At 68.8% G+C, this 17553-nt stretch carries 16 protein-coding genes; 7 read left to right on the forward strand and 9 right to left on the reverse strand.

Annotated elements, in window-relative coordinates; genetic code table 11:
- Positions 1-18: 18 nt before the first annotated feature.
- The 4 genes from GXN78_RS03445 to GXN78_RS03460 are packed head-to-tail and all read right to left on the reverse strand — an operon-like array spanning position 19 to position 4408.
- On the reverse strand, positions 19-669 hold the full coding sequence (locus tag GXN78_RS03445) for an OmpA family protein (RefSeq protein ID WP_106557764.1): 651 nt from the start codon (positions 667-669) through the stop codon (positions 19-21).
- A complete protein-coding gene (locus GXN78_RS03450) occupies positions 669-2759 on the reverse strand; it encodes a DUF802 domain-containing protein (RefSeq protein WP_106557765.1) in 2091 nt (696 codons plus the stop codon). The genes GXN78_RS03445 and GXN78_RS03450 overlap by 1 nt, the downstream gene beginning before the upstream one ends.
- Entirely contained in the window at positions 2756-3454 is a 699-nt protein-coding gene (locus tag GXN78_RS03455; RefSeq protein WP_106557766.1) for a DUF3348 domain-containing protein, read from the reverse strand. Before GXN78_RS03455 ends, GXN78_RS03450 begins: the two co-directional genes overlap by 4 nt.
- A gap of 24 nt (positions 3455-3478) precedes the next feature.
- A complete protein-coding gene (locus GXN78_RS03460) occupies positions 3479-4408 on the reverse strand; it encodes a LysR family transcriptional regulator (protein WP_106557835.1) in 930 nt (309 codons plus the stop codon).
- Between the two features lie 129 nt (positions 4409-4537).
- Between GXN78_RS03460 and GXN78_RS03465 the strand changes: the two genes are divergently transcribed.
- From GXN78_RS03465 to GXN78_RS03485, 5 genes are all read left to right on the forward strand, one after another.
- A complete protein-coding gene (locus tag GXN78_RS03465; RefSeq protein ID WP_106557767.1) occupies positions 4538-5470 on the forward strand; it encodes a dihydrodipicolinate synthase family protein in 933 nt (310 codons plus the stop codon).
- An 11-nt stretch (positions 5471-5481) separates the two neighbouring features.
- Positions 5482-6450, forward strand: coding sequence for a tripartite tricarboxylate transporter substrate binding protein (locus GXN78_RS03470; protein WP_106557768.1), 969 nt, complete (start codon positions 5482-5484; stop codon positions 6448-6450).
- Complete coding sequence (locus GXN78_RS03475) at positions 6440-7135, forward strand: SDR family oxidoreductase (protein WP_106557769.1); 696 nt, start codon at positions 6440-6442, stop codon at positions 7133-7135. The genes GXN78_RS03470 and GXN78_RS03475 overlap by 11 nt, the downstream gene beginning before the upstream one ends.
- 16 nt (positions 7136-7151) lie before the next feature.
- Positions 7152-8318 (forward strand): mandelate racemase/muconate lactonizing enzyme family protein, encoded by a 1167-nt coding sequence (locus GXN78_RS03480; protein ID WP_106557770.1) that lies wholly within the window; start codon positions 7152-7154, stop codon positions 8316-8318.
- Positions 8319-8442: 124 nt separating this feature from the next.
- On the forward strand, positions 8443-9054 hold the full coding sequence (locus tag GXN78_RS03485) for an aspartyl protease family protein (RefSeq protein ID WP_106557771.1): 612 nt from the start codon (positions 8443-8445) through the stop codon (positions 9052-9054).
- Between the two features lie 21 nt (positions 9055-9075).
- Here GXN78_RS03485 and GXN78_RS03490 read toward each other — a convergent pair whose 3' ends face one another.
- Positions 9076-10107 carry an isocitrate/isopropylmalate family dehydrogenase gene (locus tag GXN78_RS03490; RefSeq protein ID WP_106557772.1) on the reverse strand — a complete coding sequence of 344 codons (1032 nt, stop codon included), beginning with the start codon at positions 10105-10107 and terminating at the stop codon, positions 9076-9078.
- A 107-nt stretch (positions 10108-10214) separates the two neighbouring features.
- Here GXN78_RS03490 and GXN78_RS03495 point away from each other — a divergent pair, with 107 nt between their 5' ends.
- Positions 10215-11330 (forward strand): 3-deoxy-7-phosphoheptulonate synthase, encoded by a 1116-nt coding sequence (locus GXN78_RS03495; RefSeq protein ID WP_106557773.1) that lies wholly within the window; start codon positions 10215-10217, stop codon positions 11328-11330.
- 19 nt (positions 11331-11349) lie between these two features.
- On the opposite strand, the gene GXN78_RS03500 is transcribed toward GXN78_RS03495, so the two are convergent.
- Together GXN78_RS03500 and GXN78_RS03505 are read right to left on the reverse strand one after the other, a co-directional pair.
- Positions 11350-11952, reverse strand: coding sequence for an isochorismatase family protein (locus GXN78_RS03500; RefSeq protein ID WP_106557774.1), 603 nt, complete (start codon positions 11950-11952; stop codon positions 11350-11352).
- 105 nt (positions 11953-12057) lie between these two features.
- Positions 12058-13173 carry a PQQ-dependent sugar dehydrogenase gene (locus GXN78_RS03505; protein WP_106557775.1) on the reverse strand — a complete coding sequence of 372 codons (1116 nt, stop codon included), beginning with the start codon at positions 13171-13173 and terminating at the stop codon, positions 12058-12060.
- 225 nt (positions 13174-13398) lie between these two features.
- On the opposite strand from GXN78_RS03505, the gene GXN78_RS03510 reads away from it, so the two are divergent.
- Entirely contained in the window at positions 13399-13956 is a 558-nt protein-coding gene (locus GXN78_RS03510; protein WP_106557776.1) for a C40 family peptidase, read from the forward strand.
- A 65-nt stretch (positions 13957-14021) separates the two neighbouring features.
- Here GXN78_RS03510 and lpdA read toward each other — a convergent pair whose 3' ends face one another.
- Positions 14022-15848, reverse strand: a complete 1827-nt coding sequence (lpdA, locus tag GXN78_RS03515; RefSeq protein WP_106557777.1) for a dihydrolipoyl dehydrogenase — start codon at positions 15846-15848, stop codon at positions 14022-14024.
- A gap of 10 nt (positions 15849-15858) precedes the next feature.
- Complete coding sequence (aceF, locus tag GXN78_RS03520; RefSeq protein WP_106557778.1) at positions 15859-17517, reverse strand: dihydrolipoyllysine-residue acetyltransferase; 1659 nt, start codon at positions 17515-17517, stop codon at positions 15859-15861.
- Between the last annotated feature and the right edge of the window lie 36 nt (positions 17518-17553).

Genomic DNA, 17553 nt, shown 5'->3' on the forward strand with positions numbered 1-17553 from the left:
CCTCCCGAGTTCAGCGCACTACTCACGAGACTTCGAGTCGGCATGGGACTGCCTCGGTGCCGGCGCCATCTCCACACGCCGGTTCTTCGACCGCCCCTCGGCATCGGCATTCGACGCCACGGCCTGCTCGGAACCGAAGGCGGCGGCGAAGACGGAGGACGATGGAATGCCCTCCTCGATCAAGGCCCGGGTCACCGTCAGCGCCCGCTGTGCAGACAGCTCCCAGTTGTCGGCGAAGCGGCGATTGCCGTCCCGCAGCTGCCGGTCGTCGGTGAAGCCGCTCACCATCAGCACCTCGTCGCGGGCCTGGAGATAGGTGCCCAGCGGCACGCTGAGGCTCTTCAGCAGTTGCCGGCCTTCGGGCTGCAACTCCGCGGAGCTGGAGGCAAACAGCACGCTGCCGCTGATGCCGATGCGCCCGTTGCTGAGCGTCACCCGGCCCGCGGCCAGAGGGACCGCCAGGGCCTTCTCGAGGGCCTGCAGCCGCTGCGCCTGCGCCTCGCGCTTCTTGATCTCGTCCTGCAGCTGGGTCGTGAGTTCGAGCTGCATGCCGATCGCAAACACCAGGATCAGCACGAAGGCGCCCAGCAGCCCCGACATCAGGTCGCCGAACACCGCCCAGACCGGCACGCTCGGCTCCAGGCCGGCGTCGTCGACGTCCTCCCGCATCACGCCTCGCTGCCCGCGGAAGCCCGCTCGCCGGCGAGCCGCTGCAGATCCTCGACGATCTGCTTCTGCGACATGATGCTCAGGTCGATGACCTCCCTCGCCTGCGCGACGTAGTAGGCCAGCTGCTCGTCGCTGCGCGCGATGGACTTGCCGAGCGCGCCTTCGATGCGTTGCAGGTGGGCCGCCATCTTGTCGTTCGATTGGCTGAACAGCTGCACGGCGAAGCCGAAGGCCTCGCCCAGGCTCGCCACTTCGACGGCACTGCCGGTGAGCTGGGCGGCGACCTCGGCCATCTTCCCGGCTTCTGCATCGACCCTTTCGGTGAAGCGCGTGCCGACGCGGTCCAACAGGTCGGCCGATGCGGCGACCAGCGCGTCGATCGCCGAGCGCTGCTCGGCGGAGGCATGGTTCATGGCGTCGAGCAGGGTGCCCAGCGTTTCCAGGATGCGGCTGCGTTCTTCCAGCATCGCGTTGTCGCGCGCCATGCCTTCGGAGACCTTCTGGCGCAGCTCGGCGATCACTTCGGCCGCGGCGCGCGGGGCTTCGGAGGCGGCCTGCACGAGCTGGGCAATCTCGGCGATGGTGTTGCTCGCCTGCGCCTCGGTGCGGGCAGTGATGTCGCGGGCGGTCTCCGCGAGTGTGTTGCAGATGTCCTGCTGCTGGCTCTCGGCGCGCGCGCCGGCCTGCTGCCATTCCTGCCGGAGCGAACCGGCCATCGATTCCAGCGCCTGGGTCCAGGCCGCCAGCCGCTGCTCGTCGCGCGACGCCATCTCCGTCTGCAGGTCCACATGCGCCTGGTCCACGGTGCGCAGCAGTGAAGCCGCGTGCTGCTCGAAGGTGGCGGCGGCCGAGCTCAAGGCCCGGTGCGTGTCGCCCGAGAGCTTCTCGCTGACGCGTTCATGCTGCGCGAGCGCGCCGCGCCAGCTGTCCGACACGCTGCCGACCGTGCTTTCCAGGCGGGCGGAAACACCCTCTACCAGGGAGGCGGAACGCTGCTCGAAGGTCTGGGCGAACTGGTCGAGCGCGCTGCGCAGATCCTGCGACAGCGCCTCGCTCTCGCGCCGGTGCCCGGCGAGCGCGCTCTGCCAGAGCTCCGCCACCGTCGCGGTGGAGGACTCGAAGCGGCTCGACAGCCCGTCCAGCTGCCGCTGCACGCTGTGCTCGATCGTGTCGTTCAAGGACGCCGCCTCGCGCGCGATCCCGGCCATTGCGGCTTCGACGACAGGCTGGAAGGTCGCGCCGGCGATGCGGGCGCTTTCGGTGAGGCTCTCGTTCAGCGACCGGCCGACGGAAGAAGCCAGCTCCGCGTACGCGGCTTCGGCCTGGCTGTGGAACCGGTCCTGGCTGGAGACCAGGCGCTCGTTCAAGGCCTGGCTCTGCCGTTCCATCATCGCCATCATGGCCTGCAGCCGGTCGACCACGGCGGGCATGCCCTCGACCTGCTGCTGCAGCAGCCTGAAGGACTCGTCGCGCTGGTGGGCTCGCGACCAGGGGCGCAAGGTGGTGGCGATGCGCGTGTCGAGCATCTGCCCGGCCTGCAGCCGCTCGCGCCTGCACAGGGCGGAGGCGAGGCCCAGCATCGCGGACGCGGCCACGCCCGCCACCGAGGTGCCGAAGGCCAGGCCCAGGCCCTTGACCGGTGCGGACAAGGAGGCGCGGATGGCCTGCAGGTCGCTCGCGTTTTCCAGTGCCATGCCGGTGCCGTTCAGCGTCACCACCATGCCGACGAAGGTGCCCAGCATGCCCAGCAGCACCAGGAGGCCCGCGAGGTATGGCGTCAGCGCTGGGCCGGGCAGGCCGACGCGCTCGCCCTCGATGCGCAGGCGCACCGCGTTGCGCAGGGAGGGATGCAGCTGGTCGAGCCACTGGCCCAGGCTGGCCGGGGCATCGGGCAGGTCCGTCACGGCCCGTTCCAGAGTGGTCGTGGCCTGGTGGAAGCGGTGCAGCTCCAGCGCGCCCATCAGGTAGAAAGCACCGACGAGCACCGTGATCGCCAGCGCCAGCGGGTTCGAGCCGATGTAGCCCGCGCCGACCCAGCACACGGCGGCCAGGCCCACGAAGAAAACGAAGTAATGAAGTGATCTGTTCATGAGCTCTTGCGAAGGGCTTCGAGCAGCCCTTCGACAGGTTCGAATCGAAGTTCCAGTTCGGCGAGCAGCACGGCCTGCATGTCCTTGCAGAACACGTCCTGCCACGCCAGGGGCGGCGGCCCGCCCTCGGGCTCGTCCGGCAGCGCCAGGTGGGCCTGCCGCAAGCGCACGAAATGCTTTTCCAGCAGCCCGGGCACGGCCGACAGCAGGTTGTGCTCCTGCGCACCCAGGGCCTGCTCCATCACGGCATCGACGGCGGCGAGCTGCGCCATCGCCGGCGATCGGGCCGCCAGGCTCGCCCGCAGACGCTCGCGCAGGGGGCCGATGGCCACCTCCATCGTCTGTTGCCGGGCGAGGTAGTGCCGGCGGTAGGGCGAGAAGTTGGCGGCCGTTTCCGCGCGTTCCTTCTCGGTGGCCAGCGCGCCATCTTCGGCGATGGCCTTCGCCAGCACGCCGCGCAGGCGAATGCATTCGCCTTCCTCGCTGCCCCGCCCGGCGCGAACGCCCGCCGGCACCGCCGCCGGACTGCCGCTCAGCACCGAGGACAGCGAGATCGCATCGGCCCAGCCGAGCCATTGGCTCAGCCGATCCGCGAAGGCATGCCTGGGCTCGGAAACGTCGATGTCGGCCAGTCGGGCGAGCAAGCGAGTGAGCGCCGAGCCGGTGAAAGCTGTGCGCCTTGAAACTTGCACCATACGCGGGGTGAAAAACCCGGCAGTCTACACTGCCCGCCCATCCGGACCGGTCCGCGCGCCCTGCGTCACAGCGTCCCAGAAGCGTTCCGCCGCCCTGGGGAGCTTGCCCGGCGTGCGAAACAGGCGGATCTCGAGCGCTGCGTTCCATCGGCCCTCCCCGACCGGCAGGAGCGTGCCTTCCGCCAGTTCGGCCTGGATCAGGCTGGCCGGCAGCCAGGCAATGCCGCGGGCCTCGAGCGCCATGGTCTTGAGCACCGTCGCCAGGTGCGCGGTGAGGACCACCTGGGTCGCCAGCTCATCCAGCCTGGCGCCGAGCACGGCGCGCACGATACGGCCCAGCCCGGACTCGGTGCTGTAGGCGAGCAAGGGAATCCGGGACGATGCCGTGCCGCGCAACGAATGGGCTGGTCGGTTCCGTTCACCCGGCGCGCAGACCGGCATCAGCACGTCGGCGCCGACCACGCACGAGGGAAAGGCGCCGGCCTCCAGGCGCCCGGGCGCCTGCGCGTGCCCGTGGCACAGCAGGAACTGCGTGCGGCCCTGCAGCATGAGCGCCTCGCACTGCTGCATCACGTCGGACACCAGCTGCATCGGCCCGACCGGGGCGCCCGATTCCAGGCCGCGCAGCCAGGCCGGCATGAAGGTCAGCGACAAGGCGTGCGTCGCGGCGATCCGCAGCGTGGCCGAGCTCGCATCGGCGACGGCGCGCGCCTCGTCGGGCATGCGCGCCACGCGTGCCAGCAGTTCCTGCGCGATGGAGCGGAACCATTCGCCGGGCTCGGTCAGCGTCGCCGGATGGGTGGTGCGATCGATCAGCACGACGCCCAGCCATTCCTCCAGCGCGCGGATGCGCCGGCTGAAGGCGGGCTGGGTCATGTGCCGCTCTTCGGCGGCGCGGGAGAAATTGCCCGTGGCAGCCAGGGCGAGGAAGTCTTCGAGCCACAGGAAGTTCATCGGCGGTGCTTTGACGGCATACAAGAAGAGAAAACGGGCATTGGCCTTCGGCGCGCGGCGCGACGACCATCGAGCCACTCGGATACGCCCTGCCCGGGCGATCCAGGAATTTTCAACCCAGGAGACATCATGCCGACCATCCAGAACTACCGCGGGATCATTCCCGCCATCGCCTGCCCGTTCACGCGCGACTTCCGCATCGACGAGGCGGAGCTTCGGCGCCATGCGTCCTGGCTGGCGGAGCAGCCCGGCGTGGTGGCGGTGATGACCAACGGCCACACGGGCGAGGTGTTCTCGCTGACGGCGAAGGAGCGCGCCCAGGTCACCCGCATCGTCGCCAGCGAGCTCGAGGGCCGGCTGCCGGTGATCTCCTCGATCGTCTGCGAGGGCCTCCTGGAAGCCAAGGAGCATGCCAGCATGGCGCGCGACGCCGGCGCCCGCGCGCTGGACGTGATGCCGCCGCACCACTGGCTGCGCTTCGGCTTCCGCGCCGGGCACGTCACCGACTATTTCGAAGCCATCTCCGAGGCCGGCCTGGATCTGGTGGCTCACGTGTACCCGGCCTGGACGCGCGCCGCGTATTCGTCCGCCACGCTGGCGGAACTGGCGAAGCTGCCCTACGTGCAGGCCTTCAAGGTCGGCCAGCGCGACATGAACAAGTACGCCAGCGACATCAAGGCGATCCGCGAGGCAGACCCCTCCAAGTCCATCCTGACCTGCCACGACGAGTACCTGCTGGCCACCATGGTGCAGGGCGTGGACGGTGCGCTGGTCGGCTTCGCGACCTTCATCCCCAGCCTCATCAACGACCTGTGGGAAGCGGTGAAGGCCGGCGACCTGAAGAAGGCGATGAAGGTGCAGGCCCTGATCACACCGCTGAAGGACGCGGTGTACGGCGGCGGCGAGCCCACGGGCGAGGCCCACGCGCGCATGAAGGCGGGGATGTACCTGGCCGGCGTGATCAAGGACCCGACGGCGCGCCCGCCGACCGAAGCGCCGAGCGAGGCCGAGATGCAGGCCCTGCGCGCGGCCCTCGACAACGCCGGCCTGCTGCAGCGCTGAGGACGACCGCCATGCAACGCAGGACTCTCGCGCACTGCGCGCTCTCCGCCGTGCTGCTCGGTCTGGCCGGCGCCGCCGGCGCCCAGGCCTGGCCCGCCAAGCCCATCACGATGATCATCCCCTTCCCGCCCGGCGGCACGCTCGACACCGTGGGCCGCATGCTGGCGCAGAAGCTCGGCGAGCAGTTGGGCCAGAGCGTGGTCGTCGACAACCGCGCGGGCGCCGGCGGCGCCATCGGCTCGGCGGCCGTGGCCCGCGCGACCCCCGACGGCTACACGCTGCTCTTCAGCCCCTCAACCTTCACGACGACGCCGATGGTGGTCAAGTCCACGCCCTACGACGTCAGCAAGGACTTCCAGCCGGTCGCGCTGGTGGCGAAGGCGCCGCTCTCGATCGCGGTCAACAAGAACCTGCCGGTGAACGACCTCAAGGGGCTGATCGCACATGCGAAATCCAACCCGGGCAAGCTCACTTTCGCCATCGGCTCCTCGGCCTCGGCGGGCCACCTGTCGACCGAGCTGCTCAAGCGCGCGAGTGGCATCGACTACCTGATCGTGCCGTACAAAGGCTCGGGCCCGGCGTACCAGGACCTGATCGGCGGGCAGATCGACGGCTTCGTCGATCCGGTGCTGGGCTCGGCGCAATACGCGAAGAGCGGCATGCTGAAGGTGCTGGCCGTGACCTCGAAGTCGCGCATCGCGAGCATGCCCAACACGCCGACCGTCGGGGAGACGCTGCCGGGTTACGAGTTCTACAGCTGGTACGGCCTGTGGGCGCCGGCGAAGATGCCGCAGGAGATCGCGCAGCGCCTGAATGCCGAGGTCAACAAGGCGCTGGACGCGCCCGAGATCAAGGACAAGCTCACCGTCCAGGGCCTGCTGCTGACGCCGGGCAGCATCGCCGACTTCGCCGCCTTCCAGAAGGAGGACATGGCGCGCTCGGCCAAGATCATTTCCGAGGCGAGCATCCGTGCCGAATAGCCCGCACGCCCTGGTGACCGGCAGCAGCTCCGGCATCGGCCTCGCCATCGCCCAGGCCTTGCTGGCGGGCGGATGGCAGGTCACGGGCTTCGACCGCTCGGCGCCGGCTATCGCGCACGCCGCCTTCGCGTCCGTCGAGGTCGACCTCTCGAACGCGGTGGCGACCGACGAGGCGGCACGGCAGACGGCTGGCGTCACGGCCTTCGTGCATGCGGCCGGCGTGCTGCGCGTCGGCGCCGTGGGCAGCCTCGACCTCGCCGACGGCGAGCTGATGTGGCGTCTGCATGTCGACGCGGCCACGCGCATCGCCAACGTGCTGCTTCCGGCGATGGCGCAGGCCGGGCAAGGCCGCGTGGTGCTCGTCGGCAGCCGCGTCGCGCAGGGCAAGGCCGGGCGCAGCCAGTACGCCGCCTCGAAGGCCGCACTGGTGGCGCTGGCGCGCAGCTGGGCGGCGGAAGTGGCCGCGCGCGGCGTCACCGTCAACGTGGTGTCGCCGGCGGCGACGCAGACCGCGATGACCTCCGACCCGTCGCGCGCCGCGGAAGCGCCCGTGCTGCCACCCATCGGCCGGCTGATCCAGCCGGACGAGATCGCGGCGCTCGTCGCCTTTCTCCTTTCATCGCAGGCCGGCGCCATCACCGGCCAGGACATCCAGATCTGCGGCGGCTCCTCGCTGCCGCGCTAACCCATCGAGTGCCACCATGAAGATCATCGACATCAAGGAAGAGACCAAGCCCATCAAATCCAACATCCGCAACGCCTACATCGATTTCTCGAAGATGACCCTGAGCCTCGTGGCCGTGGTCACCGACGTGATCCGCGACGGCAAGCCGGTGGTGGGCTACGGCTTCAATTCGAACGGCCGCTACGGCCAGGGCTCGCTGATCCGCGAGCGCTTCCGGCCGCGCATCCTGGAGGCGGATCCGGCCTCGCTGGTCGACGACGAGCGCGACAACCTCGATCCGCACAAGATCTGGGCCACGATGATGACCAACGAGAAGCCCGGCGGGCACGGCGAGCGCTCGGTCGCGGTCGGCACCATCGACATGGCGGTGTGGGATGCGGTGGCCAAGATCGAGCAGAAGCCGCTCTACCAGCTGCTGGCCGAGCGCTACGGCACCGGCAAGCCGGACCGCAAGGTCTTCGTCTATGCGGCCGGCGGCTACTACTGGCCGGGCCAGGGGATCGAAGGCCTGGAGCGCGAGATGCGCAGCTACCTGGACCGCGGCTACTCGGTGGTCAAGAAGAAGATCGGCGGCGCCTCGCTGGCCGAGGACTGCAAGCGCATCGAGGCGGTGCTCAAGCTGCTCGGGCCGGGCCAGAAGCTGGCGGTGGATGCCAATGGGCGCTTCGATCTGAAGACCGCCGTCGAGTACGCAAAGGCGCTGTCGGCGTACGACCTGTTCTGGTACGAGGAAGCCGGCGATCCGCTGGACTATGCGCTGCAGGCCGAGCTCGCCCAGCATTACAGCGGCCCCATGGCCACCGGCGAGAACCTGTTCTCGATGCAGGACGCGCGCAATCTCATCCGCTACGGCGGCATGCGCCCGGACCGCGACTACCTGCAGTTCGATTGCGCGCTCAGCTACGGCCTCGTCGAGTACCTGCGCACGCTGGAGATGCTCAAGGAGAACGGCTGGTCGCCCTCGCGCTGCGTGCCGCACGGCGGCCACCAGATGTCGCTGGCGATCGCGGCCGGGCTGGGGCTGGGGGGCAACGAGTCCTACCCCGACCTGTTCCAGCCCTACGGCGGCTTTCCGGATGGGGTCAAGGTCGACAACAGCTACGTCGTGCTGCCCGAGCTGCCGGGCATCGGCTTCGAGGGCAAGGCGGACCTCTATGCGGAGATGAAGCAGTTGGCATCCTGAGGCGCCGCCGGGGCGCCATCGATCGGCTGCCAAAGACCGTTCAGCCGGCGTCGGATTTGGATGACACCACGCCGGCGCTGTCGGGCGCATCGTCGAGTCTCGTTCACTCGCGCGAGGTGATGCCATGCCTGAGCACCCTGGATCCGGAAGAGCGCTGCGCCGCATCGGCGCGCAGGTGGCGATGGCGCTCGGCGTCGTGGCCGTGCAGCCGGCCTCGGCAGAACCCATCTTCAAGTGCGGGAAGGCCTATACCAACGTGCCGGCCGATGCCGGACCCGCAAAGACGCGCTCCCGCGACTGCGTCCTGGTCGAGACCAGCGGCCAGCCCAAAGGCAAGAACGAGAACATCTCGGTCGATGGATCGAAGCAGATCACGGTGCCAGTCGGGCAGGACGGCCGGTTCTGGATTCGCGGCACGGTCAACGGCTTCCCGGTGCAGTTCGCGATCGACCGCGCTGCGACGGTCAACGCCGGCGTCGCCGTGACCGAGGACTTCGCCGCCCGTGCCAACCTGATCGGCGGTACGCCGGCCTACATCCAGACCGCTGGAACCGGCACGGATGCGCGCCGCATCGAGCGCGTGCCCATGACCTTCGGGCCTTTCCGGGTGCCGCAGGCGACCGTGGTGATCGGCCCCCTCGGCGGCAAGTCGACGGATGCCGTGCTCGGTCCGGAACTGCTCTCGCTCTTCGACGTGACTGCCAACGACCGCGAGCTGACGATCGTCGGCAAGTAGCCGCGAGGAGACGCCGCCCGCTCAGCCGTTGGCGATCCGGCTCACCAGCGCCTGGGTGAAGGCCGCGGTCCCGGCGCTGCCGCCCAGGTCGCCGGTGCGCACCTTGTCGATGTTGAGCGTGTCGTCGATGGCCTTGCGCAGGCGCGTCGCCAGCGCCGGCAGCTGGACGTGGTCGAGCATCAAGGCAGCGGCCAGCAGCAGCGCGGTGGGATTCGCGATGCCCTTGCCGGTAATGTCCGGCGCGGAGCCGTGCACCGCCTCGAAGATGGCGGCACCGGCACCGATGTTGGCCCCGGGCGCCATGCCCAGGCCGCCGACCAGCCCGGCGACCAGGTCGGACAGGATGTCGCCGAAGAGGTTGGTCGTGACCAGCATGTCGAACTGCCAGGGGTTGAGCACCAGCTTCATCGCGCAGGCGTCGATGATGACCGTGTCGAGCTCGAACTTGCCCTTGTAATTGCGCTCGTAGAGCTCGAGGCCGGTCTCCAGGAAGATGCCGGTCAGTGCCTTCATGATGTTGGCCTTGTGCACGATCGTGACCTTCTTGCGGCCGGTCGCGACGGCGGTCTCGAAAGCGAACTCGAGCAGGCGCCGGCTGCCCTGGCGCGTGTTGATGCCGGTGGCCATCGCCACCGCGTGCGGATCGCCGTCGATGGGCACATAGTGCTCGTGGCCGATGTACAGGCCCTCGAGGTTCTCGCGGACCACCACCAGGTCGATGTTGTCGAAGCGGCCACCCGGAACGATGGTGCGCGCGGGGCGCAGGTTGGCATAGAGCTGGAACTCCTCGCGCAGGCGGACGTTCGAGGAGCGGTAGCCGCCGCCGGAGGGCGTTTCCAGCGGGCCCTTCAGCGCGAGGCGGGTGCGGCGGATGCTCTCCAGCGTGGCTGCCGGCAGCGGGTCGCCCGCCTGCTGCACGCCGGCGAGGCCGGCGACCTGGCGCTCCCATTCGAAGGGGGCGCCCAGCGCGTCGAGGGCAGCGAGCGTGGCGTCGACGATCTCGGGACCGATGCCGTCCCCGGCGATCAGAGTTGCGGGAATGACAGCGGACATGGGGGTGCTCCAGGGGGTGAAAAAGCGCTCGACTCGGTGGCGCGGACCGGTCGATTATCGGCGGACAATCCAGGCCCTCTCCCCTCGAACGAGCCGCTGAAAACGCCATGACCAGACTTGACGACCCTCTCCACGATGCCGAGATCGGCTCCCGCGACAGCACGCTCGACACCACCCGCATCGACGACGTGCGCATCGGCGCCGTCCGCCCCCTGATCACACCCGCGCTGCTGCAGGAGCGCGTGCCGGTGCGCGACGACACGCTCGCGCTGGTCGAGGCCAGCCGCGCCGCGATCGCCGACGTGCTGCACGCCCGCGACGACCGGCTCGTGGTGGTGGTCGGGCCCTGCTCGATCCATGACCATGACCAGGCGCTCGAATACGGCCACCAGCTCAAGGCCGTGGCCGACGATCTGCACGACGACCTGCTGATCGTGATGCGCACCTACTTCGAGAAGCCGCGCACCACGGTGGGCTGGAAGGGCTACATCAACGACCCGCACCTGGACGGCAGCTTCGCGATCAACGAAGGCCTCGAGCGCGCGCGGCGCCTGCTGCTGGAGCTGACGACGATGGGCCTGCCGACCGGCACCGAGTTCCTCGACCTGCTGAGCCCGCAGTTCATCGCCGACCTGATCGCCTGGGGCGCCATCGGCGCGCGGACGACGGAGAGCCAGAGCCACCGCCAGCTGGCCTCCGGGCTGAGCTGCCCGGTGGGCTTCAAGAACGGCACCGACGGCAGCATCAAGGTCGCGGCCGACGCGATCCTCGCCGCGCGGGCGCCGCACGCCTTCATGGGCATGACGAAGATGGGCATGGCCGCCATCTTCGAGACCCGCGGCAACGACGACTGCCACGTCATCCTGCGGGGCGGCAAGACGCCCAACTACGCGGCGGCGGACGTGGCCGCGACCTGCGAGGCGCTGCGCGCGCTCGGCCTGCGCGAGCAGGTGATGATCGACGTTTCCCACGGCAACAGCAGCAAGCAGCATCGGCGGCAGGTCGAGGTCGCCGACGACGTGGCCGGGCAGATCGCAGGCGGCGAACGGCGCATCGCCGGCGTGATGATCGAGAGCCACCTGGAGGAAGGCCGGCAGGACCTGGTGCCCGGCGTACCGCTGAAGCACGGGATCTCGGTCACCGACGCGTGCATCGGCTTTGCGCAGACGGTGCCGGTGCTGCAGGGGCTGGCCGCAGCCGTGCGCGCGCGGCGGCGGGTCTAGCCGCCCCTTCGATTCGCAGCTAGCGGATCAGCGCCAGCACATCCTTGAAGCGAGGGTGCTCGGCGCTGCGCACCCACTCGAAGCCGACCATCTCGGCGGTCACCAACTCGGCGCCGGCGCCGGCCAGGCGGTCGAAGGCGGCGTCCCGATTGCGCTCGGTGCGCGAGCCACAGGCGTCGGTCACGACCCAGACCTCGAACTCGTCCTCGAGCAGGTCCAGGGCGGTCTGGAGCAGGCACACATGGGCCTCGCAGCCGGCGATCACGACCGTGTTGCGCTCCTCGGCGGGCTTCTGCGCCTTCTGCAGGTGCTTCGGCAGGCTGCGCGCATTGCCTTGGGGAGCCTTGGACGGCGCACGCAACCAGTCGGCCAGGCCTTCTTCCACGGCGCTGAAATGCATCTTGGGCAAGGTGCGCTGGCACAGGGCACGCAGCTCGGCGACGTTTTCGCCCAGCTTCGAGGGGTTCTCCTCGGTGCCCCAGACCGGGACCTCCAGCAGGCCCGCCATGCGGCCCAGCCGCACCGCATTCGCGAGCACCGCCTGCGACTCGAAGATGGCGGGCATGAGGCGCTGCTGGTAGTCGACCAGGACCAGTTGGGATTGCGAAGCGTCGAGCAGCATGGGGAGCGGGTCTTTCGGGGAAGCGGGGATCGGAAAGCCCTAGACCGTACCACCGAACAGGCGGGCCCGCGGCAGACGCATTTGCCGCCACCTGCCGAAACCGATTCAATCCGGCAGCAGGCGGATGAGCTTGCCGTCGGATTGATCGGTCAGTAAATAGAGCAGGCCATCCGGCCCTTGCTTGACGTCGCGGATCCGGGCCCGGCCGTCTTCCAGCAAGCGATGCTCCGCCACCACCTTGCGGTCGCGCAGCTCGATGCGGTCGAGGTAGCCGAACTTGAGCGAGCCCACGAACAGGTTGCCCTTCCAGGCCGCGCCGTAGCGGTCGCTGGTGAGAAAGGCCATGCCCGAGGGCGCGATCGAGGGCACCCAGTAGTGCAGCGGCTGCTCCATGCCCTCCTGGCGCGTGAGGCCGTCGCCGATCTTTCCGCCGCCGTAGTTCTCGCCGTAGGTGATCACCGGCCAGCCATAGTTGCGGCCGGGCTCGGGGATGTTGATCTCGTCGCCACCCTGCGGGCCGTGCTCGTGCATCCACAGCTTGCCGTCGGGCGCCAGCGTCGCGCCCTGGCCGTTGCGGTGCCCGTAGCTCCAGATCTCGGGCAATACGCCAGGGCGGCCGACGAAAGGGTTGTCCGCCGGTGCCGTGCCGTCCTTGGCGACGCGCACCAGCTTGCCCACGTGGTTGTCGAGCTTCTGGGCATCCTCCTTGCGGCTGAAGCGATCGCCCAGGGTGAGGAACAAGGTGCCGTCCCTGGCCTCGACGATGCGGCAGCCGAAGTGGTGGCGGCTGGCCACCTTGGGGCGCTGGCTGAAGATGACGCGCAGGTTGTCAAGGCGACTGCCGTCGGGCGAGAGCTGCGCGCGCGCCAGCGCCGTGCCGTTGGCCGAACCACCCGCCTCGGGCTCGGAGAAACAGAAATAGAAGGTCCGGTTCCTCTCGAAGTCGGAATCCGCCAGCACGTCCAGCAAGCCGCCCTGCCCGCCGGCCGCGACTGGGGGCACGCCGGTCAGCGGCGCGCCCAGCTTGCCGTCGGCGCCGACCACCCGCATACGGCCGGCCTTCTCCGTCACGAGGAAGCGGCCGCCGGGGAGAAAGGCCACGCCCCAGGGATTTTCCAGACCTGAGGCAAGCACCTCCGGCCTGGGTGCCGCGGCGGCAATCCCGGCCGCAGCCAAAATGCCGAGAGCCAGAAGCGCTGTGCGCAAAGACGGTGACTGCATGGCAATCCTTTCGTACTCGGTACTAGAAAAAATTCGTACAACCCGCCGGGATCAATTCAAAACTTTTGGATTACAGAGTCGCAGAAACTTATTACCCATAACTTGAACTTTACAATCCAAGTAATTCGCGTCTTTAAAAACCTCAACAGTGACAATGAGTTACATGCATAATCATGACTTCGCATGAAATTGACACCGCTTTTTGTCATCCATATCCTACGCGCCATGCGATTTTTCATTCTCCCCGCCTGCCTCCTGCTCGCCTTCGCCGCTCACGCCGCGCCGCAGCTGGATCGCCATGAAGAGATGGACGCCCAGCCCGCCGACAAGGGCCTGATCAGCCAGCTCCATCAAGTTCGCCAGACGGTGGTGGCTCGCACCTCCGACCTCGTCGTCACCGCCATCGGCTTCCTGGGCGTGCCCTACAAGCGCGGCGGCAATACAGTGGAAACCGGCTTCGACTGCAGCGGCTTCGTGCGCGCGATGTACAACCAGACGGTGGGCCACCTGCTCCCGCGCCGCGCCGAGGAGCAAGCCGCCGCCACCCAGAAGATCGACCGCAGCGAGCTCAAGCCCGGCGACCTGGTCTTCTTCAACACCATGCGCCGCGCCTTCAGCCACGTTGGGATCTATGTGGGCGACGGCAAGTTCATCCACGCGCCGCGAACCGGCGCCGAGGTGCGGGTCGAGGACATGAACGGCAGCTACTGGCAGCGCCGCTTCAACGGCGCCCGCCGTGTGCTGTCGGCGCAGGACGAGGCCAAGACCGTCTCCGGCGAATAGCCCTTTCGCGCTTTCCAACAAAAAACCCGCCTCGGCGGGTTTTTTGTTGTGCGCGCGGTCGCGGGCTAACTGCGCTTGACCGGCGGCAGGTCCGTGCAGTGGCCGTGCGCCGCCTCGGCTGCCAAGCCGATGCTCTCGCCGAGCGTCGGGTGCGGGTGGATGGTCTTGCCGATGTCGAAGGCGTCGGCGCCCATCTCGATCGCCAGGGCGATCTCCCCGATCATGTCGCCGGCATGCGTGCCGACGATGCCGCCGCCGACGATGCGGTGCGACTCCTTGTCGAACAGCAGCTTGGTGAAGCCTTCGTCGCGGCCGTTGGCGATCGCCCGGCCGGAGGCGGTCCACGGAAACAGGCCCTTCTCGATCTTCACGCCCTCGGCCTTGGCCTGGTCCTCGGTGAGGCCGACCCAGGCCACTTCGGGGTCGGTGTAGGCCACGCTGGGGATCACGCGGGCGTTGAAGGCCGCGCTCGCGAGCTCCTTGTCGCCCTTCTGCTCGCCGGCGATCACCTCGGCCGCCACGTGCGCCTCGTGCACCGCCTTGTGCTCCAGCATGGGCTGGCCCACGATGTCGCCGACGGCAAAGATGTGCGGCACGTTGGTGCGCATCTGGATGTCGACCGGAACGAATCCGCGGTCGCTGACGGCCACGCCGGCCTTCTCGGCGCCGATCTTCTTGCCGTTGGGGCTGCGGCCCACGGCCTGCAGCACCAGGTCGTACAGCTGCGGCTCCTTCGGGGCCTGCTCGCCTTCGAACATCACGCGGATGCCGTCCTTGGTGGCCTCGGCGCCGACCGTCTTGGTCTTGAGCATGATGTTGTCGAAGCGCGGCGCGTTGAGCTTCTGCCAGACCTTGACCAGGTCGCGGTCGGCGCCGGTCATCAGCCCGTCCAGCATCTCGACCACGTCGAGCCGCGCGCCCAGCGTCGAGTAGACCGAACCCATCTCGAGGCCGATGATGCCGCCGCCCAGGATCAGCATGCGCTTGGGCTCGATGCCCAGCTCCAGCGCGCCGGTCGAGTCGACGACGCGCAGATCCTTGGGCATGAAGGGCAGGTGCACCGCCTGCGAGCCGGCCGCGATGATGCAGTGGCGGAACTTGACGGTCTTCGCACTGCCGCTCGCGTCCTTGCCGTCGCCGGAGGTTTCCTGCACCTTGACGTGGTATGGGTCGACGAACTCGCCGATGCCGCGCACGGTGGTCACCTTGCGCATCTTCGCCATCGCGGCCAAGCCGCCGGTGAGCTTGCCTACCACCTTGTTCTTGCGCGCCAGCAGCTTGCTGCGGTCGATGACCGGCTCGTTGTAGGCGACGCCGAAGTCGGCGAAATGCTTGACCTCGTCCATCACCGCCGCGACGTGCAGCAGCGCCTTGGAAGGAATGCAGCCGACGTTGAGGCAGACGCCGCCCAGGGTGGCATAGCGTTCGACCAGGACCACCTTGAGGCCCAGGTCGGCCGCACGGAAGGCGCCGGAATAGCCACCGGGGCCGGCGCCGAGCACCAGCAGGTCGCATTCGAGGTCGACCGCGCCGGTGTAGCTGCCGGCAGGCGCCGGGGCCGGCGGGGGCGCCGCGGCCTTGGGTGCCGAGGCCGCCGGCGCAGAAGCCGGTGCGGGCGCTGCGGGCGCAGGTGCCGGCGCAGCGGCGCCGGCTTCGGCCGCATCCACCGTCAGCACGACCGCGCCTTCGCTCACCTTGTCGCCGACCTTCACCGCCAGCGACTTCACGACGCCGGCGTGCGAGGACGGGATCTCCATCGAGGCCTTGTCGGACTCGACGGTGATCAGCGACTGCTCGACCTTGATGGTGTCACCCGGCTTGACGAGCACCTCGATGACCGCGACCTCCGCGAAATCGCCGATGTCCGGAACCTTGACTTGCACTTCGCTCATGGTCGGCACCTCAGAGAAGGACACGGCGGAAGTCCGCGAGGACCTGACCGAGGTAGGCGTTGAAACGCGCGGCGGCGGCGCCGTCGATCACGCGGTGGTCGTAGGACAGCGACAGCGGCAGGGTCAACCGCGGCACGAACTGCTTGCCGTCCCACACCGGCTTCATCGCGCTCTTCGAGAGGCCGAGGATCGCGACCTCCGGCGCGTTGATGATCGGCGTGAAATGCGTGCCGCCGATGCCGCCCAGCGAGCTGATCGAGAAGCAGCCGCCCGTCATGTCGGCCGCGCCCAGCTTGCCGTCGCGCGCCTTCTTCGCGAGCTCGCCCATCTCCTGGCTGATCTGCAGCACGCCCTTCTTGTCGGCGTCTCGCAGCACCGGCACCATCAGGCCGTTGGGCGTGTCGGCGGCGAAGCCGACGTGGTAGTACTGCTTGTAGACGAGCTGGTCGCCGTCCATGCTGGTGTTGAACTCGGGGAACTTCTTCAGCGCCGAGACCACGGCCTTGATCACGAAGGCCAGCATGGTCACCTTGACGCCGGACTTCTCGTTCTCCTTGTTGGTGGAGACGCGGAAGGCCTCGAGCTCGGTGATGTCCGCGTCGTCGTTGTTGGTGACGTGCGGGATCATGACCCAGTTGCGGTGCAGGTTGGCGCCGCTGATCTTCTTGATGCGCGACAGGTCCTTGCGCTCGACGGGGCCGAACTTGGTGAAGTCGACCTTGGGCCAGGGCAGCAGGCCCAGCGCTTCGCCGCCGCCGCCCGCGGGCGCCTTGGCGGCCCCGGCCTTGGTGCTGGCCGCGCCGCTCATCACCGCGCGGGTGAAGCTCTGCACGTCCTCCTGGGTGATGCGGCCCTTGAGGCCGGTGCCCTTGACCTCCTCGAGCGGCACGCCGAGTTCGCGGGCGAACTTGCGCACCGAGGGCGAGGCATGGGGGAGCTTGCCGCTGGGCGCAACGGTCGGATCGTGCGCGGGGGCGGCGGCCGGCGCGGGCGCCGTGGCCTGCGCCGCGGAAGGTGCCGCAGCCGCCGCGCTCGCCGCTGCAGGCGCCGATGCCGGTGCAGGCGCTGCAGCCGCAGCCCCGGTCGCGGAACCTTCGAGGACCGCGACCAGATCACCGATGTTGACCTTGTCGCCGACCTTGACCTTGAGCTCCTTCAGCACGCCGGCGGCCGAGGACGGAATCTCCATCGAGGCCTTGTCGGACTCGACCGTGATGAGCGACTGCTCTTCCTTGATCGTGTCGCCCGGTTTCACCAGGACTTCGATGACGGCGACGTCCTTGAAGTCGCCGATATCGGGCACCTTGACCTCGACCGGTCCCGTCGCCGCGGGCGCGGCGGCAGCAGGTGCCGGTGCGGGTGAAGCAGCGGCAGGCGCCGGTGCCGCGGCAGCCGGCGCAGCTGCCGGCGCCGGGGCAGCAGCCGCCGCGCCCTCACCTTCCAGCACCAGCACGACCGAGCCTTCTTTGACCTTGCTGCCGACGCCGACCTTGAGCTCCTTCACCACGCCGGCCGCGCTCGACGGGATTTCCATCGAGGCCTTGTCCGACTCCACCGTGATCAGCGACTGCTCGGGCTTCACCGCGTCGCCGACCTTCACCAGCACTTCGATCACCGCGACTTCGTCGAAATCGCCGATGTCCGGCACCTTCACTTCCACTGTAGCCATGTCGTCTCTCCCGCCCTAGAGGCGCAGTTGGTTGTT

Source organism: Variovorax sp. WS11 (assembly GCF_010499245.1).
Taxonomy (GTDB): domain Bacteria; phylum Pseudomonadota; class Gammaproteobacteria; order Burkholderiales; family Burkholderiaceae_C; genus Variovorax.

What these genes read in the sequence shown, in the direction of transcription:
- GXN78_RS03490 (WP_106557772.1), bottom strand. Translation starts at nt 10,107, where the DNA reads ATGTCCGCTGTCATTCCCGCAACTCTGATCGCCGGGGACGGCATCGGT.
- GXN78_RS03450 (WP_106557765.1), bottom strand. Translation starts at nt 2,759, where the DNA reads ATGAACAGATCACTTCATTACTTCGTTTTCTTCGTGGGCCTGGCCGCC.
- GXN78_RS03505 (WP_106557775.1), bottom strand. Translation starts at nt 13,173, where the DNA reads ATGCAGTCACCGTCTTTGCGCACAGCGCTTCTGGCTCTCGGCATTTTG.
- GXN78_RS03485 (WP_106557771.1), top strand. Translation starts at nt 8,443, where the DNA reads ATGCCTGAGCACCCTGGATCCGGAAGAGCGCTGCGCCGCATCGGCGCG.
- GXN78_RS03455 (WP_106557766.1), bottom strand. Translation starts at nt 3,454, where the DNA reads ATGGTGCAAGTTTCAAGGCGCACAGCTTTCACCGGCTCGGCGCTCACT.
- GXN78_RS03480 (WP_106557770.1), top strand. Translation starts at nt 7,152, where the DNA reads ATGAAGATCATCGACATCAAGGAAGAGACCAAGCCCATCAAATCCAAC.
- GXN78_RS03510 (WP_106557776.1), top strand. Translation starts at nt 13,399, where the DNA reads ATGCGATTTTTCATTCTCCCCGCCTGCCTCCTGCTCGCCTTCGCCGCT.
- GXN78_RS03465 (WP_106557767.1), top strand. Translation starts at nt 4,538, where the DNA reads ATGCCGACCATCCAGAACTACCGCGGGATCATTCCCGCCATCGCCTGC.
- GXN78_RS03495 (WP_106557773.1), top strand. Translation starts at nt 10,215, where the DNA reads ATGACCAGACTTGACGACCCTCTCCACGATGCCGAGATCGGCTCCCGC.
- aceF (WP_106557778.1), bottom strand. Translation starts at nt 17,517, where the DNA reads ATGGCTACAGTGGAAGTGAAGGTGCCGGACATCGGCGATTTCGACGAA.
- lpdA (WP_106557777.1), bottom strand. Translation starts at nt 15,848, where the DNA reads ATGAGCGAAGTGCAAGTCAAGGTTCCGGACATCGGCGATTTCGCGGAG.
- GXN78_RS03460 (WP_106557835.1), bottom strand. Translation starts at nt 4,408, where the DNA reads ATGAACTTCCTGTGGCTCGAAGACTTCCTCGCCCTGGCTGCCACGGGC.
- GXN78_RS03500 (WP_106557774.1), bottom strand. Translation starts at nt 11,952, where the DNA reads ATGCTGCTCGACGCTTCGCAATCCCAACTGGTCCTGGTCGACTACCAG.
- GXN78_RS03445 (WP_106557764.1), bottom strand. Translation starts at nt 669, where the DNA reads ATGCGGGAGGACGTCGACGACGCCGGCCTGGAGCCGAGCGTGCCGGTC.
- GXN78_RS03470 (WP_106557768.1), top strand. Translation starts at nt 5,482, where the DNA reads ATGCAACGCAGGACTCTCGCGCACTGCGCGCTCTCCGCCGTGCTGCTC.